19 protein-coding genes are annotated in these 25,598 nt (G+C 66.2%); 15 read left to right on the forward strand and 4 right to left on the reverse strand.

What is annotated here, in order from left to right; genetic code table 11:
* Positions 1–163 precede the first annotated feature (163 nt).
* From HUW43_RS08320 to HUW43_RS08355, 8 genes are all read left to right on the forward strand, one after another.
* The gene (locus HUW43_RS08320) at positions 164–2,110 is read left to right on the forward strand and encodes a peptidylprolyl isomerase (RefSeq protein ID WP_223181382.1); all 1,947 of its coding nucleotides are present in this window, start codon (positions 164–166) and stop codon (positions 2,108–2,110) included.
* 2 nt (positions 2,111–2,112) lie between these two features.
* Positions 2,113–3,630 carry an anthranilate synthase component I family protein gene (locus HUW43_RS08325; protein ID WP_188236963.1) on the forward strand — a complete coding sequence of 506 codons (1,518 nt, stop codon included), beginning with the start codon at positions 2,113–2,115 and terminating at the stop codon, positions 3,628–3,630.
* Positions 3,631–4,059: 429 nt separating this feature from the next.
* Positions 4,060–5,310, forward strand: a complete 1,251-nt coding sequence (locus HUW43_RS08330; RefSeq protein WP_188236964.1) for a lipoprotein-releasing ABC transporter permease subunit — start codon at positions 4,060–4,062, stop codon at positions 5,308–5,310.
* A complete protein-coding gene (locus HUW43_RS08335; protein ID WP_188236965.1) occupies positions 5,303–5,980 on the forward strand; it encodes an ABC transporter ATP-binding protein in 678 nt (225 codons plus the stop codon). The genes HUW43_RS08330 and HUW43_RS08335 overlap by 8 nt, the downstream gene beginning before the upstream one ends.
* 31 nt (positions 5,981–6,011) lie before the next feature.
* Positions 6,012–6,611 carry a hypothetical protein gene (locus tag HUW43_RS08340; RefSeq protein ID WP_188236966.1) on the forward strand — a complete coding sequence of 200 codons (600 nt, stop codon included), beginning with the start codon at positions 6,012–6,014 and terminating at the stop codon, positions 6,609–6,611.
* A gap of 1 nt (position 6,612) precedes the next feature.
* A complete protein-coding gene (locus tag HUW43_RS08345) occupies positions 6,613–7,098 on the forward strand; it encodes a glutathione peroxidase (RefSeq protein WP_188236967.1) in 486 nt (161 codons plus the stop codon).
* Positions 7,099–7,235: 137 nt separating this feature from the next.
* Positions 7,236–10,724, forward strand: a complete 3,489-nt coding sequence (gene dnaE / locus HUW43_RS08350) for a DNA polymerase III subunit alpha (protein ID WP_188236968.1) — start codon at positions 7,236–7,238, stop codon at positions 10,722–10,724.
* 78 nt (positions 10,725–10,802) lie between these two features.
* Positions 10,803–12,407: a long-chain fatty acid--CoA ligase gene (locus HUW43_RS08355; protein WP_188236969.1), complete on the forward strand. Its 1,605-nt coding sequence runs from the start codon at positions 10,803–10,805 to the stop codon at positions 12,405–12,407.
* 59 nt (positions 12,408–12,466) lie between these two features.
* Here HUW43_RS08355 and HUW43_RS08360 read toward each other — a convergent pair whose 3' ends face one another.
* The 4 genes from HUW43_RS08360 to HUW43_RS08375 all read right to left on the reverse strand — a co-directional run bounded on the left by HUW43_RS08360 (position 12,467) and on the right by HUW43_RS08375 (position 16,821).
* Positions 12,467–13,555 carry a PA0069 family radical SAM protein gene (locus tag HUW43_RS08360; RefSeq protein ID WP_188236970.1) on the reverse strand — a complete coding sequence of 363 codons (1,089 nt, stop codon included), beginning with the start codon at positions 13,553–13,555 and terminating at the stop codon, positions 12,467–12,469.
* Positions 13,556–13,747: 192 nt separating this feature from the next.
* Complete coding sequence (gene moaB / locus HUW43_RS08365; protein ID WP_188236971.1) at positions 13,748–14,272, reverse strand: molybdenum cofactor biosynthesis protein B; 525 nt, start codon at positions 14,270–14,272, stop codon at positions 13,748–13,750.
* The gene (locus HUW43_RS08370) at positions 14,262–15,941 is read right to left on the reverse strand and encodes a lytic transglycosylase domain-containing protein (RefSeq protein ID WP_223181383.1); all 1,680 of its coding nucleotides are present in this window, start codon (positions 15,939–15,941) and stop codon (positions 14,262–14,264) included. The genes moaB and HUW43_RS08370 overlap by 11 nt, the downstream gene beginning before the upstream one ends.
* A gap of 91 nt (positions 15,942–16,032) precedes the next feature.
* A complete protein-coding gene (locus tag HUW43_RS08375; RefSeq protein WP_188236973.1) occupies positions 16,033–16,821 on the reverse strand; it encodes a uracil-DNA glycosylase family protein in 789 nt (262 codons plus the stop codon).
* Positions 16,822–16,940: 119 nt separating this feature from the next.
* Here HUW43_RS08375 and HUW43_RS08380 point away from each other — a divergent pair, with 119 nt between their 5' ends.
* The 7 genes from HUW43_RS08380 to HUW43_RS08410 all read left to right on the forward strand — a co-directional run bounded on the left by HUW43_RS08380 (position 16,941) and on the right by HUW43_RS08410 (position 25,597).
* The gene (locus HUW43_RS08380) at positions 16,941–18,596 is read left to right on the forward strand and encodes an electron transfer flavoprotein-ubiquinone oxidoreductase (protein ID WP_188236974.1); all 1,656 of its coding nucleotides are present in this window, start codon (positions 16,941–16,943) and stop codon (positions 18,594–18,596) included.
* A gap of 196 nt (positions 18,597–18,792) precedes the next feature.
* Positions 18,793–20,241 (forward strand): tetratricopeptide repeat protein, encoded by a 1,449-nt coding sequence (locus HUW43_RS08385; RefSeq protein ID WP_188236975.1) that lies wholly within the window; start codon positions 18,793–18,795, stop codon positions 20,239–20,241.
* Positions 20,238–21,089 (forward strand): 4-(cytidine 5'-diphospho)-2-C-methyl-D-erythritol kinase, encoded by an 852-nt coding sequence (locus HUW43_RS08390; RefSeq protein WP_188236976.1) that lies wholly within the window; start codon positions 20,238–20,240, stop codon positions 21,087–21,089. The genes HUW43_RS08385 and HUW43_RS08390 overlap by 4 nt, the downstream gene beginning before the upstream one ends.
* Positions 21,086–21,817 carry an N-formylglutamate amidohydrolase gene (locus tag HUW43_RS08395; protein ID WP_188236977.1) on the forward strand — a complete coding sequence of 244 codons (732 nt, stop codon included), beginning with the start codon at positions 21,086–21,088 and terminating at the stop codon, positions 21,815–21,817. The genes HUW43_RS08390 and HUW43_RS08395 overlap by 4 nt, the downstream gene beginning before the upstream one ends.
* 59 nt (positions 21,818–21,876) lie before the next feature.
* Positions 21,877–23,736, forward strand: a complete 1,860-nt coding sequence (gene ilvD, locus HUW43_RS08400) for a dihydroxy-acid dehydratase (protein ID WP_188236978.1) — start codon at positions 21,877–21,879, stop codon at positions 23,734–23,736.
* Entirely contained in the window at positions 23,733–24,098 is a 366-nt protein-coding gene (locus tag HUW43_RS08405) for a hypothetical protein (protein WP_188236979.1), read from the forward strand. The genes ilvD and HUW43_RS08405 overlap by 4 nt, the downstream gene beginning before the upstream one ends.
* Before the next feature lie 149 nt (positions 24,099–24,247).
* Complete coding sequence (locus HUW43_RS08410) at positions 24,248–25,597, forward strand: NAD(P)H-hydrate dehydratase (RefSeq protein WP_188236980.1); 1,350 nt, start codon at positions 24,248–24,250, stop codon at positions 25,595–25,597.
* Position 25,598: the final 1 nt, after the last annotated feature.

Raw genomic sequence — 25,598 nt, forward strand, 5'->3', positions numbered from 1 at the left:
TTCTGCGAACAATGATCCGCCCCTAGCGGCGAAGGTCGCCACGAGGCAAGCGGCGCCGCGATCCGCCGGGTTCGCCTTTCGCGCCTTGATGCCGCGGCATCGCGCCTCTAAAGCAGCGCGCAACCGCGCTTCGTTGCGCCCTGCCCGAAAGACCGCCTGTTCCATGATTACCGCCATCCGCGCCATGTTTTCCTCGACGATCGGCAAGTTTCTCGCGCTGGCCTTTGTCGTTCTGGTCGGCGTCGCCTTTGCGCTCAGCGACGTCACCGGAAACTCGACCTTCGGCGGGATCGGCGGCGCCAATGTGGCAAAGGTCGGTGGCGAAGAGATCGGTGTCGGCGAACTGCGCGACCGCGTGCGGCAGGCCTATGAGCAGGCGCGCCGTGATCAGCCGGGACTGACGATGGCGGCGTTCGTCGAAGGCGGCGGACTCGACCAGGTGCTCGGTCAGCTCATCGACGGGCTGGCCTTTGATCAATATGCGACCGAGTTGGGTTTCGGTGTCAGCAAGCGGCTGATCGACGGGCGAATCGCCGACCTGCCGGCCTTTGCAGGCGTTTCGGGCAAGTTCGACCAGACGGTGTTCCAGAACTTCCTCCGTCAGAACGGGATCAGCGAAGCACAGCTGCGCCGCGACCTTCGTCAACAGATACTGCTCGAACAGCTGGCGGCGCCGATCGCGCAGATGCCGCGGATCGCGTCCGGCATGGCCGAGCCCTATGCCGCGCTGCTGCTGGAACGACGGCGCGGGCAGGCGACCTTCATCCCGTCAAGCGCGTTCGCGCCCGGAAACGATCCGGGCGATGCGACGTTGCGCCGGTTCCTGGCGCAGAATGTCGCGAAGTTCACCGTGCCCGAACGCCGCGTGATCCAATATGCGATTTTCGACCGCGCCTCGGTGCCGGTGCCCGCCGTGACCGACGCCGAAATCGCGAAGGTGTATCGGGACAATGCCGCGCAATATGCGGCGAGCGAAACGCGCCGTTTCGCGCAGGTGATCCTGCCCGACCAGGCGGCCGCAAACAGCCTCGCCGCGAAGGTGCGCGGCGGTGCTTCAATCGCGAGCGCGGCTGCCGAGGCGGGTCTGTCCGCCTCTACGACCGGCGACCTCAGCCAGAGCGCCTATGCCGCGACCACAAGCGCGTCGGTTGCGAAGGCCGCCTTTGCCGCAAAACGCGGCGAGGTGGTCGGGCCGCTCCAGACCGGCCTCGGCTGGACCGTGCTGCGCGTCGAGGATGTGACGGCACGCCCGGCCCGCAGCCTGGCCGAAGCAAGCGCGGAGATTCGCGCCGAACTGGCAAAGAGCAAGGCGAACGAGGCGATCGTCGATTATTACAATGCAATCCAGGATGCGGTGAACAGCGGCGCGTCGATCGAGGAGGTTGCGTCCGACCGCAAGCTCCAGCTCATCGAGACTCCGGCGATCCTGCCGAGCGGCCGCGCGCCGGGACAGCCCGGCTTTGCACCCGCGCCAGAACTCGCGCCGGTCATTGCGCAGGCGTTCCAGGTCGGCGGCGAGGGTGAAGGTCAGATCGCGACGATCGTCGAGAATGAGAAGTTCGCCGTCTTTGCGGTGAAGTCGATCGTTGCCGCCGCGCCGCCGCCCTTCGCGCAAATCCGCGGCGAACTGCTGTCCGAATGGCGCTTTGCCGAGGGGCAGAAGGTTGCGCGCGACAAGGCGCGCGCGATCGTCAAGGCGGTCGAAGGTGGCAAGACCCTCGACGAAGCCGTCGCGGCTGCTGGGCCGAACATCGGCAATGTACAGGCGATCGGCGGTCGCCGCGCCGATCTGGGCGCCAATGGCGACCGGGTGCCGCCCGAACTGGCGCTGCTCTTTTCGATGGCAGAGGGCAGCGTAAAGACGCTGGAGATTCCCGGCAATCGCGGCTGGATGGTGATCGCGCTGGCCGAGGTGCAGCGTCCCGATCCCAAGGCGATCGAACCCGAGCGCATAGCTGCGATTGCGCGGCCGCTGGCGCCCGCCTTTGGCAATGAACTGGTCGAGCAGATGGCGGCCGAGGCGAAGCGGCGCGCCGGGGTGACGATCAACAGGGAGCTGGTCGACCAGTTGCGCCGCGAACTGACCGGCACCGCGCCGGTCGTCGAATAAGCGTGAGCCTGGAGGGCAGGGCCGCCGCGCTCGAAGCGCTCGCCGCGGGACGCGGGGCCGTCGTCTGGCAGCGCCTGATCGCCGACGTCGAAACCCCGGTGTCGGCGGCGCTCAAGCTGATCGAGCCGGGGCGCGGCGACTGGGTGCTCGAATCGGTGGAAAGCGGCGAGACGCGCGGGCGTTACAGCCTGATCGGCCTCGACCCCGACCTGATGTTCGAGGTGTGCGGCGACACCGCACGCGTCAACCGCGACTGGCGATTCGACCGCGACGCCTTTGTCCCGGTCGCGGCGGGGGCGTTGCGGGCGCTGCGCGATCTCGTTGCCGAATGCCGTTTCGACGTGCCCAAGGGACTGCCCAAGGCGCTGGCGACGCTCGTGGGCTTTTTTGCCTATGAAACCATTGGCCTTGTTGAACGCATCCCGCGCGCGCCGGGCACGGGGCTTGGCCTGCCCGACATGATTTTCGTGCGTCCGACGACGATTCTCGTCTTCGACCGGCTCGCCGACGAACTGTTCCTGATCGCGCCGATCTGGCCCGACGCCCATGGCGCGATCGACCGGATGATCGACACCGCCGAAGAGCGGCTCGAAAGCATCGCGGCACGCCTGTCGAGCGCGAGCGTCCACGCGGATCGCGTGTCGACTGCATCGCTTCCCTGCGACGTCGCCGCAACACCCGCGACGTCGCCCGAACGCTTTGCCGAGATGGTGGCGACGGCGAAGGATTATATCGCCGCGGGCGACATTTTTCAGGTGGTGCTATCGCAGCGCTACTCGACGCCGTTCGACCTGCCGCCCTTCGATCTGTACCGCGCGCTTCGGCGCGTCAATCCGTCGCCCTTTCTCTATTTTCTCGATCTGCCGGGCTTTGCGCTGATCGGCTCGTCGCCCGAAATATTGGTGCGCGTGCGCGACGGCGAGATCACGATCCGCCCGATCGCAGGCACGCGCCCGCGCGGACGCACCAGCGCCGAGGACGCCGAGAACCGCGAAAGCCTGCTCGCCGACCCCAAGGAGCGCGCCGAACATCTGATGCTGCTCGACCTCGGCCGCAACGACGTCGGTCGTGCGGCGATCGGCGGCAGCGTGACCGTAACCGACAGCTATACGGTCGAGTTTTACAGCCATGTGATGCACATCGTGTCGAACGTCATCGGTCGCATCGCGCCGGGCAAGGACGCGATCGACGCCTTGTTCGCGGGCTTTCCCGCCGGGACGGTGAGCGGCGCGCCCAAGGTCCGCGCGTGCCAGATCATCGCCGAACTGGAGGCAGATGCGCGCGGGCCTTATGCGGGCGGCGTCGGCTATTTCGCACCCGACGGCAATATGGACAGTTGCATCGTCCTGCGCACCGCGATCGTCAAGGACGGCATGATGCACGTCCAGGCGGGGGCGGGGATCGTCGCCGATAGCGACCCGGCCTATGAACAGCGTGAGTGCGAGGCGAAGGCGGGGGCGCTCTTTACCGCCGCGCGCGAGGCGGTGCGGGTCGCGGGGGCCGCGGGTTACGGGCAGTAGGATTTCGTTGTCCTTTGCGGGCAGCGCACGGCGGCGATGTGGATGCCGGTTTGGGGTCAAGCCGGCTGCTGCCGCATTTTCAATCGGCTGAACCTGCCGGAATCACAACGCCCGGGCCTTGTTCCCAAGACCCGGGCGCCTGTGACGAACACTCGCCATCCCCCTTGTCGCAGGCCTGGCGAAAGACCTGCGCTCCCTGGAGCCGGGCCTTCGGGCCGCGTTGTTCCAGAAGCCAGATGGGTAGGTCGGCGGCGGCCTCTTGTCACCCTTCCGCGCTCTGCCGAGCGCGCTTTTTCAAAGCCCTGTGGCCAATGGGCAACATATGTTGCGAATCGCTCGCATTGCAGCGCCCATTGCCAGCGCCCCGCGACCTGCCTAAAGCGGCGCCATGCGTGATGCTTCTCCTGCGCCGCAAGGACCGCGTTTTCCATGATTCTCCGCCCTTATGAGCGCGCCATCTTCAAACGCTATCTGCTGCCACAGCGCGGCGAGGGCTTTATCTTCGTGGCGGCGGCGTTCAGTTTCGTCGCCGTGACGCTGGGCGTCGCGGCGCTGGTCGTCGTGATGAGCGTGATGAACGGCGTGCGCAGCGACCTGTTCGACAAGATCGTCGGCCTGAACGGCCATGCAGTCGTGCAGGGGTTCGGCGGACGGCTCGACGACTGGCGCGACGTGCTGGATCAGGCGAAGGCGACGCCGGGGGTCACCTCGGCCACGCCGCTGATCGAACAGCCGCTGCTTGCGACCTTTGGCGGGCGCGTCGAGGGGGTGCTGGTGCGCGGCATGACCGTGCCCGACATTCGCAGCAACGCCGTGCTGGGCGGCAAGGTGTTGCAGGGCAGCCTGAACAGCCTGACGCCGGGGTCCGGCAATGTCGCAATCGGCAGCGAACTTGCCCGCAACCTGGGCGCGACGGTCGGCTCGAACGTGACGATCATCAATCCGCAGGGCCGCTCGACGCCGTTCGGAACCGTGCCGCGCGAGATCGGTTACCGGGTATCGGCGGTGTTCGAGATCGGCGTTTATGACTTTGACAAGGCGTATGTCGTCATGCCGATGGAGGATGCGCAGCTCTTGCTGCTCAGCGGCGACCAGATCGGGATGATCGAGGTCAAGACCGAAGATCCCGACCGCGTGGGCGAGATATTGCAGCCTCTCGCCGAAAAGCTGGCGGCGCAGGCGGTCGTGTCCGACTGGCGGTCGATGAACGCCAGCCTGTTCGAGGCGCTGTCGATCGAGCGCGTCGCGATGTTCGTGATCCTGTCGCTGATCATCCTGGTCGCGTCGTTCAATATCATTTCGTCGCTCATCATGCTGGTGCGCGCCAAGACGCGCGACATGGCGATTTTGCGCACGATGGGCGCGCCGCGCGATTCGGTGATGCGGATATTCATGGCGATCGGCCTGTCGATCGGTGTTGCGGGCACGATCGTCGGCATGATCGCCGGCTTCGGGCTGCTCCATTTTCGGCAGGGCGTGCTGCGCGGCGTCGAGTTTCTGACCGGCCAGCCCTTGTGGGATCCGTCGATCCGCTTTCTGACCGAACTGCCGTCAAAGCCCGATCCGGTCGAAATCGTCGGCATCGCGGTGATGGTGATCGTCTTCAGTTTCCTCGCGACGCTCTATCCCGCCTACAAGGCGGCGAATACCGATCCGGTGCAGGTGCTGCGCTATGAATGACGCCGTGCTGGAACTCGTCGACCTTCAGCGCAGCTTTGTGCAGGGGGACGTCACCATCGACGTGCTGCGCGGCGTCAACGCGTCGCTGCGCCGTGGCGAGATCGTGGCGCTGCTGGGGCCGTCGGGGTCGGGCAAGTCGACGATGCTTCAGGCGGTCGGGCTGCTCGAGGGCGGCTTCGGCGGCACGATCCGCATCGACGGCGAGGATGTGACGCGATTCCAGCAAGGCGAACGCACCAGGACGCGGCGCGAAAAGATCGGCTTTGTCTATCAGTTTCACCACCTGCTGCCCGATTTCAGCGCGATCGAGAATGTCGTGCTGCCGCAGCTCATTCGCGGCGCGGGCCAGGCGGAGGCCGAGGGGCGCGCCGCCGACCTGCTCGGAAGGCTTGGACTCGCCGAACGGCTGCACCACAAGCCGAGCAAGCTGTCGGGCGGCGAGCAGCAGCGCGTTGCGGTGGCACGCGCGCTGGCGAACCGGCCCTTGCTCGTGCTCGCCGACGAGCCGACGGGCAATCTTGACGAGGCGACGGCGGACCGGGTGTTCGACCAATTCGTCGCGCTGGTCCGCGATCATGGGTCGGCGGCGCTCGTCGCGACGCATAATGAACGGCTCGCGGCGCGGATGGATCGCGTGTTGCGCTTGCACGAAGGGCATATCGAGGCTTAGGCTCCTTCCATCAGAGGTAGGGGGATTGCCGATGACCATCCGTTTCATGGTGGCGCTGCTTGCCCTGGTGCTGGGCGGTGCGAGCGCTGGACGGGCTCAATCGCCGCCGCCCCCGCCGCCGTCGGCGCCACCGCCGCCGCCACCCATATTGCCCCCGCCGATCTTGCCCGCGCCGCCGACCTGCATCGGCCCCGAATATCGCGCCTTTGATTTCTGGGTCGGCGAATGGGACGTCTTTGCCAACGGTGCGACCACACAGGTCGCGACAAGCAGCATCGAGGCGATGTTCGGCGGCTGTGCGATCCGCGAGACCCGGAAGCCCTTCAAGGGCGCGGGTGGCGGCTCGTTCAGCCATTATGACAAGGAACGCCGCCGCTGGCGGCAGGCGTGGGTCGACGGCAGCGGGACGCGGGTTGATTTCGACGGCGGCGTCGCCGAAGGGCGGATGGTGCTGACGGGGCATTGGGCGAATGTTGCCGGAGAGGGCAAGGACGGCTTGATCCGCATGACCTTTAGCAAACTGCCGGGCGGCGCGGTACGCCAGCATGGCGAACAGTCGCTCGATCACGGGCTGACGTGGGCGACGAGTTTCGATTTCGTCTACAGGCCGCGCAAGGCGAAGGAGGATTGATATGGGGCTTTACGATCTTTCGGCGAAGCTGCCGGGCGGCGGCGCGCAGCCGCTCGCGGACTATCGGGGCAAGGTGCTGCTGATCGTCAACACCGCATCGAAATGCGGCTTCACCCCGCAATATGAAGGGCTGGAGCAACTGTATCGCGATTACAAGGATCGCGGGTTCGAGATATTGGCTTTTCCGTGCAACCAGTTCGGCGCGCAGGAACCCGGCGACGCCGAGGAGATCCGCAATTTCTGTTCGCTGACCTATGATGTTTCGTTTCCGCTGATGGCAAAGATCGACGTCAATGGCGACGATGCCGACCCGATCTTCAAGCATCTGAAGAAGGAAAAGACCGGCCTTCTGGGCAGCGCGATCAAGTGGAACTTCACCAAGTTCCTCGTCGATCGCGACGGCAAGGTTGTGTCGCGGCACGCGCCGACGACGACGCCGGAGCAGCTGCGCAAAGAGATTGAGGACCTGTTGGGACAGTCCTTCTGAGATTCGTCATTGCAGGCGAAGCGAACGCCGGGGCGTTTCGCCACTCTGGATTGCCACGCCGCCTCCGGCTCCTCGCCATGACGTTTTTGTGAAACGAGGCCATGGTCGAATCATCGGGTTCACGTTAGCGTCCCCCGATGGCCTATAGCCCCTTCGTTCCCCTGCGCGTCTTTTCCAGTTTCACGATGCTCGAAGGGGCGATCGACCCCAAGGCGATTGCCAAGGCGGCGCGCGAAAGGGGGTTTCCGGCGATTGCAATTGCCGATCGCAACGGCCTTTATGGCGTTATGGCCTTTGGCGAAGCGTGCAAGGCGGCCGGGGTGCAGCCGATCGTCGGCGCGCTGCTCAGCGTTGCGCGGCCTGGGCAGCGGATGGCGAACGGCGCGCCGTTGATCGACTGGCTCGCGCTTTATGCGCAGGACGAGGTGGGTTACAATAATCTCTGCGCGCTCGTCTCGGCCGCCCATCTCGCGCGACCCGTCGAGTTGGAACCGCACGTTGTCCTGGCCGATCTGACCGGCAAGACCGACGGCCTCCTCTGCCTGACGGGCGGTGGCGAAGGCGCTTTGGCGCGCCTGCTCGCGGGCGAGCAGCAAAGCGCCGCCGAAGATTATGTCGAGCAACTGGAGGCGTTGTTCGGCGGACGGCTTTACATCGAGCTGTCAAGGCGCGGCGATTCCACCGAGCAGGCCGCCGAAAATGCGCTCATCGACATGGCCTATGCGCGCGCGCTGCCGATCGTTGCCACCAATCCCGCCCATTTCGTCGAACCGCAATTCCACGCCGCGCATGACGCGATGCTGTGCATCGCGCAGTCGGCCTATGTCGACAGCGCGGATCGCCGATCGAGCAATCCCGAAGCCTGGCTGAAGCCCGCAGAGGCGATGGAAGATGCCTTTTCCGATCTGCCCGAAGCGATCCATAACACGCTGGTGATCGCACAGCGCTGTGCGTTCATGGCGCCAAAGCGCAAGCCGATCCTGCCGAGCCTTGCCGGCGATCGCGAGGGCGAGGCGGCGCAATTGAAGGCCGATGCCCATGCCGGACTCGATGCCCGGTTGGCGCTCTATCCCGACCTCACCGCCGACGAGCGGCAGGCCTATGTCGAACGGCTCGATTACGAGATCGACGTCATCACCCAGATGGGATTTCCGGGCTATTTCCTGATCGTTGCCGACTTCATCAAATGGGCGAAGGCGCAGGATATTCCGGTCGGACCGGGACGCGGGTCGGGCGCGGGCAGCGTCGTCGCCTGGGCGCTGACGATTACCGACCTCGACCCGCTGAGGCTGGGCCTGCTCTTCGAACGCTTCCTCAACCCCGAACGCGTGTCGATGCCCGACTTTGACATCGACTTTTGCGAAACGCGGCGCGGCGAGGTGATCCGTTATGTGCAAGAGAAATATGGTCGCGACACGGTCGCGCAGATCATCACCTTCGGTAAGCTGAAGGCGCGCGCGGTGCTCAAGGACACGGGACGCGTGCTCCAGATGAGCTATGGCCAGGTCGACCGGCTCGCGAAGCTGGTGCCGAACCATCCGACCGACCCCTGGACGCTCGAACGCGCGCTCAACGGCGTGTCGGAGCTGATGGCCGAATATAAGCAGGACGACGGCGTGCGGCGGCTGTTCGACATGGCACGGCAATTGGAAGGCCTGCCGCGGCACAGCTCGACCCATGCGGCGGGCGTGGTGATTGGCGACCGCCCGCTCGACCAGCTTGTCCCGCTTTATCGCGACCCCCGATCGGACATGCCGGTGACGCAGTTCGACATGAAATATGTCGAGACGGCGGGGCTGGTGAAGTTCGACTTTCTGGGCCTGAAAACGCTTTCGGTGCTGAAGGAGGCGCGGCGCCTGCTCGCGCTGCGCGGGATCGACGTCGACCTCGACACCCTCGCGTGGGACGATCCGGCGGTTTATGAACTGCTCCAGCGCGGCGAGACGGTCGGGGTGTTCCAGCTGGAATCCGAAGGGATGCGGCGGACGCTGTCGGCGGTGAAGCCGACCAATTTCGGCGACATCATCGCGCTGGTCGCGCTCTATCGACCGGGCCCGATGGATAATATCCCGCTGTTCGGCGCGCGCAAGAACGGGCGCGAGCCGATCGCCTATCCGCACCCGCTGCTAGAGGGCATCCTTGCGGAAACATACGGGATCTTCGTCTATCAGGAACAGGTGATGCAGGCCGCGCAGATTCTGGCCGGCTACAGCCTCGGCGGCGCCGACCTGCTCCGCCGCGCGATGGGCAAGAAGATCCAGGCCGAAATGGACGCGCAGCGCGAAACCTTCGTCAAAGGCTGCGGCGAGCATAACCAGATTGACGCGAAGACCGCGAACGAGCTGTTCGACTTGATCGACAAGTTCGCGGGCTATGGCTTCAACAAGAGCCACGCCGCCGCCTATGCGCTGCTGTCCTATCAGACGGCATGGCTGAAGGCGCATTATCCGCATGAGTTTTTCGCCGCGTCCATGTCGTTCGACAGCCACCAGACCGATAAATTGTCGGTGTTCATCGACGACATGCGGCGGCTGAATATCGACATTGCGCCGCCGTCGATCAATGACAGCGAAGCCGATTTTTCGGTCGGCCGCACCGACGGGGGACTGACGGTGCGCTATGCTCTGGGGGCGCTGAAAGGCGTCGGCGAAAAGGCGATGGAGGCGCTGGTCGCCGAGCGGCACGCGAAGGGCGATTTCGCCAGCCTCGACGATTTCGCGAGCCGTATCGACCCCAGGCTGCTCAACCGGCGGCAGATCGAGGCGCTTGCCGGGGCAGGGGCCTTTGATTGCGTCGAGCCCGACCGCCCGCGCGCCTTTGCGGGCGCCGAGGCTCTGCTGGCTTGCGCTAATGCATCGGCGCACGAACGCTCGACGGGGCAGGGCGGCCTGTTCGGCGGGGACATTGCGATCGCACCGGCATTGCAGCTCCCCGCCGCCGAACCCTGGACACTCGCCGAACGGATGACGCGCGAAAAGGAGGCTTTCGGCTTTTATTTCTCGGCGCATCCGGTCGAGCAATATGAAGCGATCCTGTCCGCGCGCGGCGCGCGCACCTATGGCGACATATGCGAAAATGTCGAAATGACGCCGGGCACGCGCATTCCGATGGTGATGGCGGCGATGGTCGAAAGCGCGCGCGCGCGCGTGTCGCAGCGGGGCAACCGCTTTCTCAATCTGACGCTTTCCGATCGTAGCGGACAGTTCCAATCGAGCTGTTTTGACGAAGCGGCGGGAAAGGTGCTGGAGGAACTGGCGGGCGAGGGAGGCTGCGCGCTGCTATCGGTCGAGCTCGATCTCCTCGAAGGCGAGGAAACGCCGCGCGTGACGGTGCGCGGGGCACAGCCGCTGGCCGACATCGCCGCGACGGCGTCGCTCCAACTGCTGTGCCGCGTCGAAGCGGCCGACGCGATCGCCGAAATGGCGCGCCTGCTCGAAAAGCGCGTCAATGCGCGCGGTCGGGTGATAGTGGTGACGCCCGATCCAATGACCGACGAGGATGTGCGGATCGAGCTGGGACGCGGATTTGCGCTCGGCCCCGATATCGTCACGCGGCTGAACCTTGTGCCGGGGATATCCGAAGCCGCCCTGTCGCTGGAGGCCCCGCGCGAGTTCCGGGTGCGCTGACGCGCTTTGACCCTTGCACAGCGGCGCGATCGCGCCCTATTCCTGCCCGGCAACGACAGGAATAGAGGATGCCGCACCATGGGAATGCAGGGCCAGCCGCTGCTCGTCACCAGCCTTATTGACCACGCCGCACGCGAACATGCGGGACGCGAGATTGTCTCGCGATGGGCCGATGGCAGTGTGACGCGATCGAACTGGGGCGAAATCGGCGCCGACGCGCGGCGCTTTGCCGCCGCGATGGTAAAGCTGGGGATCAAAAAGGGCGACCGCATCGCCACGCTGGCGATGAACCACGGCCACCATCTTGTGAGCTGGTATGGGACCGCCGGGATGGGCGGGGTGCTGCACACGGTAAATCCGCGGCTGTTCGACGAACAGCTTGTCTATATCATCAACCATGCCGAGGATCGGGTGTTGTTTTTTGACGCGGCGTTCCTGCCGATCGTCGAGCGGTTGCGCGGCCAGCTTTCGTGCGTCGAGCATTTCGTGCTGTTCGACGCGCCGGCGCAGGGCGACTATCAATCCTATCGCGACCTGATCGCGGCCGAGGACGGCAGTTTTCAATGGGTTGAACTGGACGAGCGCGACCCGGTGGGCCTTTGCTATACCAGCGGCACGACGGGCAATCCCAAGGGCGTGCTATACGAGCACCGTTCGAACGTCATTCACGCGATCACCGAAATCCAGCCCGACGCCTTCGACCTGTCGAGCCGCAGCGTGATCCTGCCGATTGTCCCGATGTTCCATGCGAACAGCTGGGGCATCCCCTTTGCGGCGGCAACAGTCGGCGCGAAACTGGTTTTTTCAGCCACCAACGATGCGCAGACCTTGTGCGACCTGATGCATGCCGAGGGCGTCACGCACAGCGCCGGGGTGCCGACGGTGTGGCTCGCGATGTTCGCGCATATGGATGCGACGGGCATGGATTATGGCGCGCTCAAGCATGTCATCATCGGCGGGTCGGCGGCACCGCGCGCGATGATCGAGCGCTTTATGAAGGCGGGCGTCTATGTCGGCCACGCCTGGGGAATGACCGAAACCAGCCCGATCGGGACGATGGGCAAGCGGCCATGGAACTGGGACATGCTGAGTTTCGACGAACAGGTCGACATCATCTGTCGCCAGGGCTGCCCGCCCTTCGGGGTCGAACTGCGCATCGTCGACGATGATGGCCGCGAGCTGCCGCGCGACGGCCAGACCAGCGGGCGGCTTCAAATCCGCGGACCGTGGATCATCCAGCGCTATTTCAAGGCCGACGCCGACGCAGCCGACGCCGACGGCTGGTTCGACACCGGCGACGTATCGGTGCTTCACCCCAATGGCGTGATGCAGATCACCGACCGCGCGAAGGACGTCATCAAGTCGGGCGGCGAATGGATCAGCTCGATCGAGCTGGAAAATGCCGCGGTGGGCGCGCCCGGCGTGCAGGAGGCGGCTGCGGTCGGCGTCTATCATCCGAAATGGGATGAACGGCCGATCCTGCTGATCGTCCGGAAACCCGGCGCGCAGGTCAGCGAGGCGGAGATCATCGACTATCTGAAGGACAAGGTTGCCAAATGGTGGCTGCCCGACGAGGTGGTGTTCGTCGACGAACTGCCGCACACCGCCACGGGCAAGATTCTGAAGCGCCAGATCCGCGATGACTATAAGGATTACCGGCTGAAATCGCTGGCGGAGGCGTAAGCCGGCGGAAGGCGCGATAAAGATCGTCGCCCCGCCTTCGCGCGGGCGACAGTTTTGGTTCAGAAAAGTTCCATCTGGCCATCGCGCTCAGGCGGCCTGAACAGGTCGCTGCGCAGGGGCGGAAAGCTGCGGTCCATGCCATGCGCGCGGGCGGCGCGTTTGACGCGCTGGCGGATCAGCTGCGGCCAGATGCCGTGCCCCTTCATCCGGCTGAAAAAGTCGGGGTCGTTATCGCGCCCGCCGCGAATGTCCTGCACCACGTGCATCACCTTGGCCGCGCGTTCGGGGTAATGGGCGTCCAGCCAGGCGCGGAAAAGCGGAGCCACCTCATAGGGCAGCCGCATCAAGATATAGGACGCGCGGATCGCACCAGCATTGGCCGCCGCGGCCATGATCGACTCGATCTCGTGGTCGGTGATCGCGGGGATGATCGGCGAGATATTGACCTGCGTGGGCACGCCCGCGTCGATGAGCTTGCGGATCGCGGCGAGGCGGCGGCGCGGATGCGGCGCGCGGGGTTCGAGTGTGCGCGCAAGCGTGGCGTCGAGCGTCGTGACCGATATCGCGACGCCGACCAGATTGTCGCGCGCCATCGCCGCGAGCAGATCGATGTCGCGCAGCACCCGGTCGGACTTGGTGGTGATGAGCAGCGGGTGGCGCGTTTCGGCGAGCACCTCGATCACCGAACGGGTGATGCCCCATTCGCGCTCGATCGGCTGGTAACCGTCGGTGTTGGTGCCGATCGCGAGCGGGGCGGCGGTGTAGCCCTTCTTGGCCAGTTCGGCGCGCAGCAGGTTGGCGGCGCCGGGCTTGGCGAACAGGCGGCTTTCGAAGTCAAGACCGGGCGACAGGTCGTGGAAGGCGTGGGTCGGGCGCGCGAAGCAATAAATACAGCCATGTTCGCAACCGCGATACGGATTGATCGAACGGTCGAAGCTGATGTCGGGCGACTTGTTGCGCGAAATGATCGTTTTGGGTTGTTCGACAGTGACGGTGGTGCGAAGCGGCGGCGGGGCACCGTCGACATCCTTCGCCGCGTCGAGCCAGTCGCCATCAGCCTCGCGATCGAGCGAGCCGGTCCGCGTCGGGCGCGGGTTGGCGGGAGCGCCGCGACCGGAGATCGGGGGTAGGGGTTTGATGTGTTCCACCGGTCGAGTTTATCGCCGTTTCTGGAACAAATAAAGAACATTCGCCGCTGTCAGCGCAGGTTTGCCCCGTTATAATCGTGCCTTCGCGGCTTGGCGTCAGCCCCGGATAATCTCACGCAAAAGGCGCAAAGCCACGAAGAGGAGGCCAAAAAATCGAGCGCCCGCGGCTACCCTAAGGAAGCAATGGTGCGATTATTCCATCAACCGCGGCATCAGCTCGACGAAATTGCAAGGCCGATACCGGCGGTCGAGCTGGGTCGACAAAATGCCTTCCCACGCATCGGTGACGGCGCCTGTCGAGCCTGGAAGCGCAAAGATATAGGTTCCGCGCGCAACGACGGCGCATGCGCGCGACTGTATGGTCGATGTGCCGATCTTTTGATAGCTCAGCCAGCGAAACAGCTCGCCGAAGCCGGGAATATCCTTGCCGTCGAGCCGGCGCAGCGCCTCGGGCGTCACATCGCGGCCGGTGAGGCCCGTTCCGCCGGTGGTGATGACGACATCGACGTCGGGATCGTCGATCCAGTTGTGGAGGCGCGAGACGATGAGGTCGGTTTCGTCTTTGATGATCGCGCGCGCGGCGAGAATATGCCCCGCGCCGGTGAGCAGTTCCTCCAGCTTGTCGCCCGACCGGTCGTCGGCGGCGCTGCGGCTGTCCGAAATGGTCAGCAGCGCGATGCGGACGGGCTTGAAGGTCAGGCTTTCGTCAATCGGCATCGGCGAGCCCGCCAGCCCAGGTCAGGCGCGTGCGATCCTTGCTATCGGGAAAGCGGGGCCATTTGCCCTGCGCAAGCGCAGCGCGGCTTTCTGACGGCTTGCCTTGCTGGGCTTCGTACATCCAGTAATTGCGCAGCACGATGCCGACATAACCGCGCGTTTCCCAATAGGGGATCGATTCGATGTAGAGCAGCGGGTCACCATTGTCGCGTATCTCGCTCTGCCAGCGCGCGACCGGCGCGGGGCCGGCGTTATAGGCGGCGATGACCTTGGGCAGCAGGCCGCCGGTAGCGGGTTCGCGGCTCAGATACTGGAGATAGCGCTGTCCGAGGTCCATGTTCACGGCCGGTGTCTTCAGGTCGCCCAGCGCCGCAACCGCGCCTTCCCAGCGCACGACATCGCGCGCAGTGCCGGGGCGCACCTGCATCAGCCCCATTGCGCCCGCGCTGCTCACCGCGGCGCGCTGGAAACGCGACTCCTGAAGGGTGTGGGCAAAGACGAGCGCGGGATCGACGCGCCAACCCCCGCTGGGTTCCCATCTGGGTTGCGGGTAACGCGCGGTTGCCGCGGGCTTGCGGCCATGCGGCGTGTTGTGCGCCAGATAGAGCTGCGTTTCGGGCAGGCTGAGCGCGCCCGCCATGGCGATGAGCTCGTCATGCTGGTCGGGATGGCCGATGCGGGCCTGGTGGCGCAGCGCTTCGCCAGCGTAATTTTCCTCGCCGAGTTCGGCGAGCGCCATGGCGATCCGCACGTTGGGAAGCCCCTGAAGCGCGCGCCATGCGCTGCGATCGGCGCGGAGTTGTTCGCGCTGGCTGACTGGCGCAACGCCGAGCGTCTCGGCCGCGAGCAGGCCGTAAAGCGTCTCATCATTCGCTGCGGCGGCGCGCAGTCGGGACTGGACCGCCGCCGGTTCGCCCGCCGCGACCGCCGCGCGCGCCGCCCAATAATAGGCCGCAGCGCGCAGTTCGCTGTCGGGCGCTTCTTTTGAAACGCGATCGAAGGCGGCGAGCGCGGTGCGATAGTCATGGAGCCGCCATGCGGCGAGGCCCTGCACCCATGCGCCTTGCGTCGCCCAAGGTCCGCCGTCGGCGGTGCAGGCTTGCGCGAGACGGAGCGCATTGGCGTCGTCGTTTTCGATATAATAGGACCAGGCGACCTTCTGCCGCCATTCGGCGCGCGCCGCAGGGCTGAGCTGGTCGGCGACGGCGTTGAGCAACGCTTCGGCGCCCGCGGGGTCGTCATTCTTGATCCGGTCGGGGATCGTTCGCGCAAGGCCGGCGGCGACCGGGTCGCTGCTCACCGCGTCGGCGCCGATGCGGCGCGGTGCGCTGCCCGCCCAGGTGAGCCGCGTTTCGGCGGGCAAAGCGGGAATGTCGATCGCGCCGCGCCTTGTCGCAAGGCGGGCAAGTTGCGGCGCCTGCGGCAGAAATGGAGCGCGCACAAGGATCGGCATGATGTCGGCGACTTCGGCGCGAGGGCTGTTCGCGGCGACGAGCAGTTCGGCGCGCAGAAAATCGGTGAGTGGATCGGCGTCGGCGCTGTCGAGAAGCGCCTTGGCCTCGGTCCACCGCTCGCCACGGATCGCGGACAGGATCTGCCCGTAATGCTGCTTCTGCTTGGCCGACATGATGCCGGGGACGGTTTGAGGTGCGGCCGTGAGGCCGGGCATGCCCGCATCGGCGGCAATCGCCGGAACGGAGGTGATCGTGAACGCCACGGTCGCGCAGGATAAAAGGATTCGGGTCACAAACGGCATTCTGTCAACGTCCCCAGTTGAACAGTTTCAGGCTATCCCACGCCGCTGCCTTTTGCGCGGGGCGGGCCAGCAGTGTCGCGGGATGCGCGACGGCTACCGTATCCACCTTGCCGCCATTCTGGTTAAGATCGAGTGACTTTCCGCGCGCGTCAGGGAGCGACAGCCCCGCCGCCATACGAAGGATATCGCCACCGACCAGCACCAGCCGCTGCGGTGCGGCGAGGCGCAGGTGATGCCATAGCAATCGTTCCAGTTCGGTGCTGTCGTGCGCGGCGATGCGGCCGCCCGGCGGGCGGGTTATGGCAAGGCTGGCGAGATAGCATTGGCTGCGCGTCAGACCGATCGCCCGCAGCATCGCGTCGAGCAGCGTGCCCGCCGGGCCCACGAACAATTGCCCCTCGCGCTGGTCGTCGATTTCGGGCCAGGCGGTGAGCAGCATCAGCGGCGCGGCGGCATTGCCGACGGGAAGAACGCGGCGCGCGTCCCACTGGCTGCCGGGAACCTCGTCGCTGGCGGCCAGCCATTGCTGAAAATCGTTCCACTCGTCGGGAAACGCGATGGGTCCTCTGGGTTCGGCAGGCGCTTCGGCGGGCTGCCGCCGAAGCGCTGCGGGCAATGGCTGTGTTTCGGGCGCGGGGTCAGCGACGCGCTTTGGCCGCGATGCCGCAGCGTCATGGGCTGGCGGCACCGCAAGCCACCCCGCCGGCCGGTCGCCGACCAGCGCTTCGACGCCCGCCAGCGACCACCAGTCGCAATAGCTTTCCGCCAGCAATGCAGTGTTTGGCCCACCCATGAAAATGTTTGAAACAGGAGGTTGACGGGCGCGTCAATTGGCGGGCATCGCATTTCGTGACAGAATGAGCGCCGGACACGATGAATGATCGGCGCAGGGACGGCAGAAAGGTGATTGCGGTGAGCGAACGGGAATCGATGCCCTATGACGTGGTCATCGTCGGCGCGGGTCCGGCGGGACTTTCGGCGGCGATCCGCCTCAAGCAACTGGCGAATGCGGCGGGCAGCGAGCTGTCGGTGTGCATCCTTGAAAAAGGGTCGGAAGTCGGCGCGCATATCCTGTCGGGCGCGGTCATCGACCCCAGGTCGCTTGACGAGCTTTTGCCCGAATGGCGCACCATGGGCTGTCCGCTCGCCGACGTTCCGGTGAACGACAACCAGCATTGGGTGCTGACCAGGAAAAAGAAGTTCAACCTGCCCGAGTTCATCTCGCCGCCCTTCATGCACAACAAGGGCACATATACGGGCAGCCTGGGCAATCTTTGCCGCTGGCTCGCCGAGCAGGCCGAGGGCCTGGGCGTCGAAATCTTCCCCGGCTTTCCGGCCGCCGAAATCCTCTATCACGAGGATGGGTCGGTGAAGGGCGTTGCAACCGGCGACATGGGCGTCGCGCGCGACGGCAGCCACAAGCCCGACTATGCCCCCGGCCTTGAACTCCACGCGAAATATACTTTCTTTGCCGAAGGCGCGCGCGGGCATCTGACCAAGATGCTCAAACCGCAATTCGCGCTCGACGCCGATTGCGAGCCGCAGGTCTATGGCCTCGGCGTCAAGGAATTGTGGGACATCGATCCCGAAAACCACGCGCCGGGGCGCGTCATCCACACGCAGGGCTGGCCGCTCGACGAACATGCCAATGGCGGCGGCTTCCTCTATCATCAGGCGAACGGACAGGTGGCGCTGGGCTTTGTGACCTGGCTCAACTATCGCAATCCGCACATCTCCCCCTTTCAGGAGATGCAGAAGTGGAAGACGCATCCCGAAATCGCAAAGATATTGAAGGGCGGCAAGCGCGTTTCCTATGGCGCGCGCGCAATCAGCGACGGCGGCTATCAGTCGGTGCCGAAGCTGGCCTTTCCCGGCGGCGCCTTGATCGGAGACAGCGCCGGTTTCCTTAATGTGCCGCGCATCAAGGGCACGCACACCGCGATGAAGTCGGGCATGATGGCGGCCGAGGCGGCCTTTGCCGCGGTGACCACGGGCCGGTCGGGCGACACGCTCGATGCCTATCAGGCCGCCTATGACGACAGCTGGGTCAAGAAGGAGCTCAGCGTCGTGCGCAATGTTCTGCCGCTCGTCGAAAAATGGGGCGACCTTGGCGGGACGATCCTCGCGGGCATCACCATGTGGGCTGAAACGTTCAAGATCAGGATGCCGTTCACGATGAAGCATCATCCCGACAATGAGACGCTCTATCGCGCCGACATGATGCCGAAACCCGATTATCCGAAACCCGACGGCGTGCTGACCTTTGACCGCCTCTCTTCGGTGTTCCTGTCGAATACCAACCATGAGGAGGATCAGCCGGTTCACCTCCAGCTCAAGGATCCGTCGATTCCGGTCGAATATAATCTGCCGCTCTATGACGAACCCGCGCAGCGTTATTGCCCAGCGGGGGTCTATGAAATCGTCGGCGCGGAAGAGGGCGATCCCAAATTCGTAATCAACGCGCAGAATTGCGTCCATTGCAAGACGTGCGACATCAAGGATCCGACCCAGAATATCAACTGGGTCACCCCCGAAGGCGGCGGAGGCCCCAATTATCCAAATATGTAAGCCCGTCGGCCTGTCGATCGCGGCCGCGCTGCTTGGTGCGGCAGCCCCCGTCGGGGCGACCGACGGCGACGGTGCCGCGCTGAACGCGCTGGTTCGCGCGCGGCTGGCCGAAGAGCGCGGCGCACCTGCGGCGGCGCTGTCGGCGCTGAACGAGGTTGCGAGCCTTTCGCCCGGACTGCCGGGTCTGCGCGGACGGATGCTTGAACAGGCGGTCGCGGCGGGTGACCTCGATGCGGCGCGGAGCGCGGCGCAGCAGCTGTGGACTGCGGGCGACCATCGTTTCGACGCGCAACTCGTGCTGCTGGTCGATGCAATGCGGCGGTCGGACTGGAAGGCGGCGCGCGTTTTTCTGGCGGGACGCGCAGACAAGGCAGGCATGAATCCGGTGGCGCGGCTCATCGTGCCGACATTTCAGGCCTGGATCGACGTTGGCGCGCGCGCACGGCGGCCCGATCGCCATCTGATGGCCGCTGCTGGCACGCGCGCGGAACCCGCGTTGATGCTCCAGATCGTGCTGGTGCATGCGGCAACGCGCCGCGGGAACGATGCGGCGCGGCTGGCGGACGAGATCGGCCTGAGCGACCGGCTCAGCCAGCTCGTCGCACGGCGCGCCGCGGCGACGCTCGATCGTGCAGGCGAGGGCGCGGCCGCCGAACGCCTCCGTGCGCGCATCGTGCTCGCAGCGGGCGAGCGCGAGGATCCGATGCTGCTGCTGCCCGACCAGCCGGTGACTAGCCCGCGCGCGGGCAGCGCGCAGTGGCTCGGCCTGCTCGCCGACAGCCTGGCCCGCACGCCGACCGGTGACGCCAAATTGCCCCTGCTGTTCGCGCGCGCCGCGCATTGGCTGAACGATGAGGATTGGGCAGTGCGGGCAACGCTGGTCGAGGCGCTTATCCGCGACGGACAGGAGGGAGCGGCCATGGCGCTGCTCGACGGCCTGCGCGGAAAGCTGCCCCCGGTCCTGGCGATGCGGCAGGCCGAGCTGATCGCTGACAGCGGGAATCTGGCGGACGGCCTCGAACGCGCCGCGGCGGCCGCGCGTGACGACGCGCCGCGCGCCTTGCTGGTGCGACTTGCCGATCTGGCGCGGCGGTCGGGCGACGCGAGGGCCGCCTCGGCCGCCTATGAGCGACTGGACGCGGCGCTGGGCGAGGAGGACCGCGCGCTGCGCAGTTCGCTGTTGCTTGCCCGCGCCGAGCTGAAATTGCAGGCCGATGAATGGGACGCGGCGTCACCGCTGATCGAACGTGCGGTGGCCTTGCAGCCCGACGACCCCGTCGTGCTCAATTTCGCGGGCTATTCGGCGCTCGAACGGCGCAAGGATGTTCAGCGGTCGATCGCGCGGATCGAAGCGGCGTGGGCCAAGGCCCCCCAGAACGCGAGCATCACCGATTCGCTGGGTTGGGCCTATTTCCTGACCGGGCGCACCGACGAAGCGGTCGAGCTGCTGGAAAAGGCGCAGCGCGGCGAACCCGACAATGCGGTGATCGTCGAACATCTGGGCGACGCCTATTGGCAGGCGGGCCGCAAGTTTCTGGCGCGCTATAGCTGGCGCGCGGCGGCGCTGCTCGCCGACGCCGAGATGGCGACGCGGATCGAGGCGAAGCTGCGCGACGGGCTGACTCCCGCCACGGTGGCGCCATGAACGTGTCGATGCGCGAGACGGGATGGGCGAAGATCAACCTCGCGCTTCACGTCCGCGCGCGGCGTGCCGACGGCTATCACGAGATTGAGACGCTGTTCGCGTTCGTCGATGGCGGCGATGGAATCGAAGCGGCGGTCGCCGACGCCGACACGCTGTTCATCGACGGCGAGTTTGCGGAGAGCCTGAACGCGGATGCGGACAATCTGGTGCTGCGCGTGCTGGCGTTGCTGCGCGAACGCTATGGCGCCAGCCGTGTGCCGCCGCTCGCGGTAACGCTTACCAAGCGGCTTCCGGTCGCGGCGGGGATTGGCGGCGGGTCGGCCGATGCCGCGGCGATGGCGCGGCTGGTCCGCACGCATTTCCTGACCGAGCTGGGCGATGCGACGCTTGCGCGGATCGTCAGTCCGCTGGGCGCGGACATCGCTGCCTGTGTGGCGAGCAAGGCCTGCGTGGGGTCGGGGGTCGGCGATGAACTGAGCGCGGCATCGGGCCTGCGGATCGAGGGCACACCGGTGCTGCTGGTCAATCCACGCCAGCCGGTTGCGACGGGGCCGGTTTTTGCCGCGTGGGACGGGATCGACCGTGGCCCGCTCTATATCGGCGCCGACCACCGGGCGCAGCTGATCGGTGCGCGCAACGATTTGCAGCGTCCCGCAACCGCCGCCTGTCCGGCGATTGCCGACATATTGCTCGAACTGGGCGCGCTGCGGCCGTGGCTGGCGCGCATGTCGGGATCGGGAGCGACCTGTTTCGCGCTGTTCGACGCGCCGGCCGAACGCGACGCGGCGGCGGCGACGCTCGCGGCGCGGCATCCCGGCTGGTGGCTGATGGCGGGGGCATTGCGGTGAGCGAGGCCTGGCGTCAGCTGGGCGATCCGCGCGCAGGCGGTATCCTGCTGATCGGTGATCATGCGTCGGCGCATGTTCCGGACGACGTTGATCTGGGCATCGATCCCGCGCTGCTCGCCAACCATATCGCGATCGACATCGGCGTCGCGGAGGTCGCGGCGCTGCTTGTCGACAGCGGCGCGGTCGATGCGGCGATCCTCGGCGGTGTGTCGCGGCTCGTCGTCGATCTCAACCGCGAGGAGGATGCACCGGGTGTGCTGCCGATCGCCAGCGATGGTCATGCCGTGCCGGGCAATGCGCTGAATGATGCGGCGCGCGCGGCGCGGCTGGCGCGCTTTTTCCGGCCCTATCACGACCATATCGCGGCAACGGTCGCGGCCCACCGCCCCGCGATGATCCTGTCGCTGCACAGCTTTACGCCCGCGCTGTCGGCGCATCCCGATCAGCCGCGGCCCTGGCACGTCGGGGTGCTTTATAATGAGGACGACCGGCTGGTCGCCGGGGCGATTGCTGCGCTGGAGGACGAAGGGCTGCTTGTCGGCGATCAGCAGCCCTATTCGGGAAAGGCGCTGAACGCGACGATGAACCGTCATGCCGAGGCGAACAACATCCCCTATATCGGCATCGAGATGCGGCAGGATCTGGTCGGCGATGCCGCGGGGCAGGCGCTGTTCGCCGAGCGACTGTCGCGCATGTGCAGGAAAGCGGCGTTGAACATCGGCGCATAGGCGTGTAGAGGCGCATCTTGCCGCCGGTTTGTGAAATAAAATTATCAGGATTGAGTAAGATGCCTTCTTATCGTTCGCGCACCACGACCCATGGCCGTAACATGGCCGGTGCCCGCGGCCTGTGGCGCGCGACAGGGATGAAGGACAGCGACTTCGGCAAGCCGATCATCGCGGTCGTCAACAGCTTCACCCAGTTCGTGCCGGGCCACGTTCACCTGAAAGATCTGGGCCAGATGGTCGCGCGCGAGATCGAGGCGGCGGGCGGGGTCGCCAAGGAGTTCAACACCATTGCGGTCGATGACGGCATCGCGATGGGGCATGACGGGATGCTTTATTCGCTTCCCAGCCGCGACCTGATCGCCGATTCGGTCGAATATATGGTCAATGCGCATTGCGCCGACGCGATGGTGTGTATTTCCAATTGCGACAAGATCACGCCGGGGATGCTGATGGCGGCGCTGCGCATCAATATTCCGGTGGTGTTTGTGTCGGGCGGGCCGATGGAGGCCGGCAAGGTCGTGCTGAAAGGCAAGGAGGTCGCGCTCGATCTGGTCGACGCGATGGTGGCCGCGGCGGACGAGAAATATAGCGACGAAGAGGTGCTGGCGATCGAGCAGGCGGCGTGTCCGACCTGCGGCAGCTGTTCGGGGATGTTTACCGCCAATTCGATGAACTGTCTGACCGAAGCACTTGGGCTGTCGCTGCCGGGCAATGGATCGACGCTCGCGACCCATGCCGACCGCAAGGAGCTGTTCCTGCGCGCCGGGCGGATCGTGGTCGAAATGTGTCGCCGCCATTATGAAGAAGGCGACGACAGCGTGCTGCCGCGCAATATCGCGACGTTCGAGGCGTTTGAAAATGCGATGAGCCTCGACATCGCGATGGGCGGATCGACCAACACCGTGCTCCACCTGCTCGCCGCCGCGCACGAGGCCGGGGTCGATTTCACCATGGCCGATATCGACCGGCTGTCGCGCCGCGTTCCGTGCCTGTCGAAAGTCGCGCCGGCGAAGGCCGACGTGCATATGGAGGACGTCCACCGCGCGGGCGGGATCATGGCGATCCTCGGCGAACTCGACCGCGCCGGACTGCTCCACGCGCATTTGCCCACGGTGCACAGCGCGACGCTGGGCGATGCCCTGAATAAATGGGATATTGCCCGGACGAACGATCCCGCGGTGCAGCAATTCTTCATGGCCGCCCCCGGCGGTGTGCCGACGCAGACCGCCTTCAGCCAGAACCGGCGCTGGGATTCGCTCGACCTCGATCGCGAGGCGGGGGTGATCCGATCGGCGGATCATGCGTTCAGCAAGGATGGCGGATTGGCGGTGCTCAGCGGCAATATCGCGCTCGACGGCTGTATCGTGAAGACCGCGGGGGTCGATGAAAGCATCCTGAAGTTCAGCGGTCCCGCCAAAGTGTTCGAGAGCCAGGATGCCGCGGTCACGGGTATTTTGACCGGACAGGTCGAGGCGGGCGACGTCGTCGTCATCCGTTACGAAGGGCCAAAGGGCGGGCCGGGGATGCAGGAAATGCTCTATCCAACCAGCTATCTGAAGTCGAAGGGGCTGGGCGCCGCCTGTGCGCTCGTCACCGACGGACGTTTTTCGGGCGGCACATCGGGTTTGTCGATCGGCCATGTCTCGCCCGAAGCGGCCGAGGGCGGCACGATCGGGTTGGTCGAAAATGGCGACATCATCACCATCGACATCCCGGCGCGCACGATCACGCTCGCCGTCGCCGACAGCCTGCTCGCCGAACGCCGCGCCGCGATGGAGGCAAAGGGTGAGGCCGCCTGGCAACCCGCAAAACCGCGGCCGCGCAAGGTTTCGGTCGCGCTGCAAGCCTATGCCGCGATGACGACGAGCGCGGCGCGCGGCGCGGTGCGCGACCTGTCGCAGCTGAAGGGCAAGGGATGATTTGCAAACGCGGTGCGGCGATGGTTATGGCGATGTCGCTGGCCGCGTGCGGCGGAGCGTCGGGCGACGAGGCGGCGGACGCGGGCAAAAAGCGGATCGAATGCGCGCTGGAGGGCGCGGACGCCTTCGCCCGCGACTGCACGGTCGATGAAATGAGCGGGGCGGACGGCGCGGTTCTGGTCGTCGGGCGCAGCGACGTCGGATACCGGCGTTTGCAGATCACGACCGACGGGCGCGGCGTCGTATCGGCCGATGGCGCGGAGCCAGCGAAAGTGACGATCATCGGCGACAGGCTGATCGAAGTGGCGATCGGCAGCGATCGATATCGCTTGCCCGCCAACACCGGCGGGGCGACCGAATAGCCGTCGTTCCCGCGACGGCAAGAGCCGCAGTCGGCCGTGCACGGCGCTTCCGGCGGGCCCCGCTGTCGCGGCCGCGACGATATTCGACGCCGAAGCCCGCTATAACCTGCTTGGTTCTCACTGGCGGCGAAACGCGCTACGTCAGCATCATGTCCGTGCCCGCAGACGCTCCCATCCTGACCGCCGACGCGATGCGCGCCGCCGAGGCCGCATGCGTCGCTGCGGGCACGCCGCTCAGCGAACTCATGGAACGCGCGGGTGCGGCAGTCGCCGACACCGCGTGGCGCATGTCGGCGGGCGCGCCGATCCTGATCCTGTGCGGTCCCGGTAACAACGGCGGCGACGGCTATGTCGCGGCGCGCCGCCTGGCGGAGCGCGGCGCGAGGGTGCGCGTGGCGTCATCGGCCGATCCTGCGACCGACCTGGCGCGCGCGGCGCGTGCGGCGTGGACCGGGCCGGTCGAGGCGATCGACGCCGCGCTGGCGGCCGCGCCGCTGATCGTCGATGCGCTGTTTGGCGTCGGCCTGTCACGGCCGATTGCCGACCGTCTGGCGGCGGTGCTGCGCCATCTGTCCGGGCGCGTGCTTGCGGTCGATGTGCCGAGCGGGATCGACAGCGATGGCGGGGCGGACTGGATGCCCCCACTGGCCGCCGACGTAACGCTGGCGCTCGGTGCGCTCAAGCCCGCGCATGTGCTGTTGCCGACCGCGCCGTCGTGCGGGCGCGTGCAGCTGGCGCCGATCGGGATTGCTGCTGCGGGGGTGATGCGGACATTGCCGCGAGGCCGGTTGCGAACACCCGACGCCGCTGCGCACAAGTTCAGTCGCGGCATGCTGCTCGTCCGTGCCGGGCCGATGCGCGGCGCCGCTGGCCTGGCTGCCGCCGCCGCGCTGCGCGCCGGCGCGGGCTATGTCATACTCGGCGGCAGCGACGACGCGCCGCTTTCGGCGATCATCACCGAGGGGGACGAGAGGTTCCGTGAACGTCTGAATGACCCGCGCGTCGATTCGGTCGTGATCGGGCCGGGATTTCCGCCGGGGGAGCAGTTGCTGTTCGATGTCCGTGCGGCGCTCGATTCGGGCAAGCCGCTGGTGATCGACGCCGCCGCGATCGACGCCGCACTGCCGCGCCTCTGCGGAACGCCGCGTCAGGTGATCCTGACCCCGCACGAGGGCGAGTTCGCACGCGCCTTTCCGCACACGCATGGCAGCAAGATCGACCGCGCGCGGGCCGCCGCCGCGCTTGCGCAAGCGGTCGTTGTCTACAAGGGCGCCGATACGATCATCGCCGCACCCGACGGCCGCGTCGCGGCGGCGTGGCCCGGAAATCCCTGGCTGGCGACCGCGGGAACAGGCGATGTGCTCGCGGGAGCGTGCGGAGCGATGCTGGCACGCGGCAGCGACGCCTTCGACGCCGCTGTCGCGGCGGTGGGCTGGCATAATGCGCGCGCGGCGCATATAGGCCCCGGCCTTGTGGCCGACGATCTGATAAGGGACTGAC

Source organism: Sphingopyxis sp. LK2115 (assembly GCF_014595975.1).
Taxonomy (GTDB): domain Bacteria; phylum Pseudomonadota; class Alphaproteobacteria; order Sphingomonadales; family Sphingomonadaceae; genus Sphingopyxis.

Bases quoted from the DNA above. Each gene is read 5' to 3' on its own strand.
- HUW43_RS08320 (WP_223181382.1), top strand. From the start codon at position 164: ATGATTACCGCCATCCGCGCCATGTTTTCCTCGACGATCGGCAAGTTT.
- HUW43_RS08330 (WP_188236964.1), top strand. From the start codon at position 4,060: ATGATTCTCCGCCCTTATGAGCGCGCCATCTTCAAACGCTATCTGCTG.
- HUW43_RS08335 (WP_188236965.1), top strand. From the start codon at position 5,303: ATGAATGACGCCGTGCTGGAACTCGTCGACCTTCAGCGCAGCTTTGTG.
- HUW43_RS08340 (WP_188236966.1), top strand. From the start codon at position 6,012: ATGACCATCCGTTTCATGGTGGCGCTGCTTGCCCTGGTGCTGGGCGGT.
- HUW43_RS08345 (WP_188236967.1), top strand. From the start codon at position 6,613: ATGGGGCTTTACGATCTTTCGGCGAAGCTGCCGGGCGGCGGCGCGCAG.
- dnaE (WP_188236968.1), top strand. From the start codon at position 7,236: ATGGCCTATAGCCCCTTCGTTCCCCTGCGCGTCTTTTCCAGTTTCACG.
- HUW43_RS08355 (WP_188236969.1), top strand. From the start codon at position 10,803: ATGGGAATGCAGGGCCAGCCGCTGCTCGTCACCAGCCTTATTGACCAC.
- moaB (WP_188236971.1), bottom strand. From the start codon at position 14,272: ATGCCGATTGACGAAAGCCTGACCTTCAAGCCCGTCCGCATCGCGCTG.
- HUW43_RS08370 (WP_223181383.1), bottom strand. From the start codon at position 15,941: ATGCCCGGCCTCACGGCCGCACCTCAAACCGTCCCCGGCATCATGTCG.
- HUW43_RS08375 (WP_188236973.1), bottom strand. From the start codon at position 16,821: ATGGGTGGGCCAAACACTGCATTGCTGGCGGAAAGCTATTGCGACTGG.
- HUW43_RS08385 (WP_188236975.1), top strand. From the start codon at position 18,793: ATGCTTGAACAGGCGGTCGCGGCGGGTGACCTCGATGCGGCGCGGAGC.
- HUW43_RS08390 (WP_188236976.1), top strand. From the start codon at position 20,238: ATGAACGTGTCGATGCGCGAGACGGGATGGGCGAAGATCAACCTCGCG.
- ilvD (WP_188236978.1), top strand. From the start codon at position 21,877: ATGCCTTCTTATCGTTCGCGCACCACGACCCATGGCCGTAACATGGCC.
- HUW43_RS08405 (WP_188236979.1), top strand. From the start codon at position 23,733: ATGATTTGCAAACGCGGTGCGGCGATGGTTATGGCGATGTCGCTGGCC.
- HUW43_RS08410 (WP_188236980.1), top strand. From the start codon at position 24,248: ATGTCCGTGCCCGCAGACGCTCCCATCCTGACCGCCGACGCGATGCGC.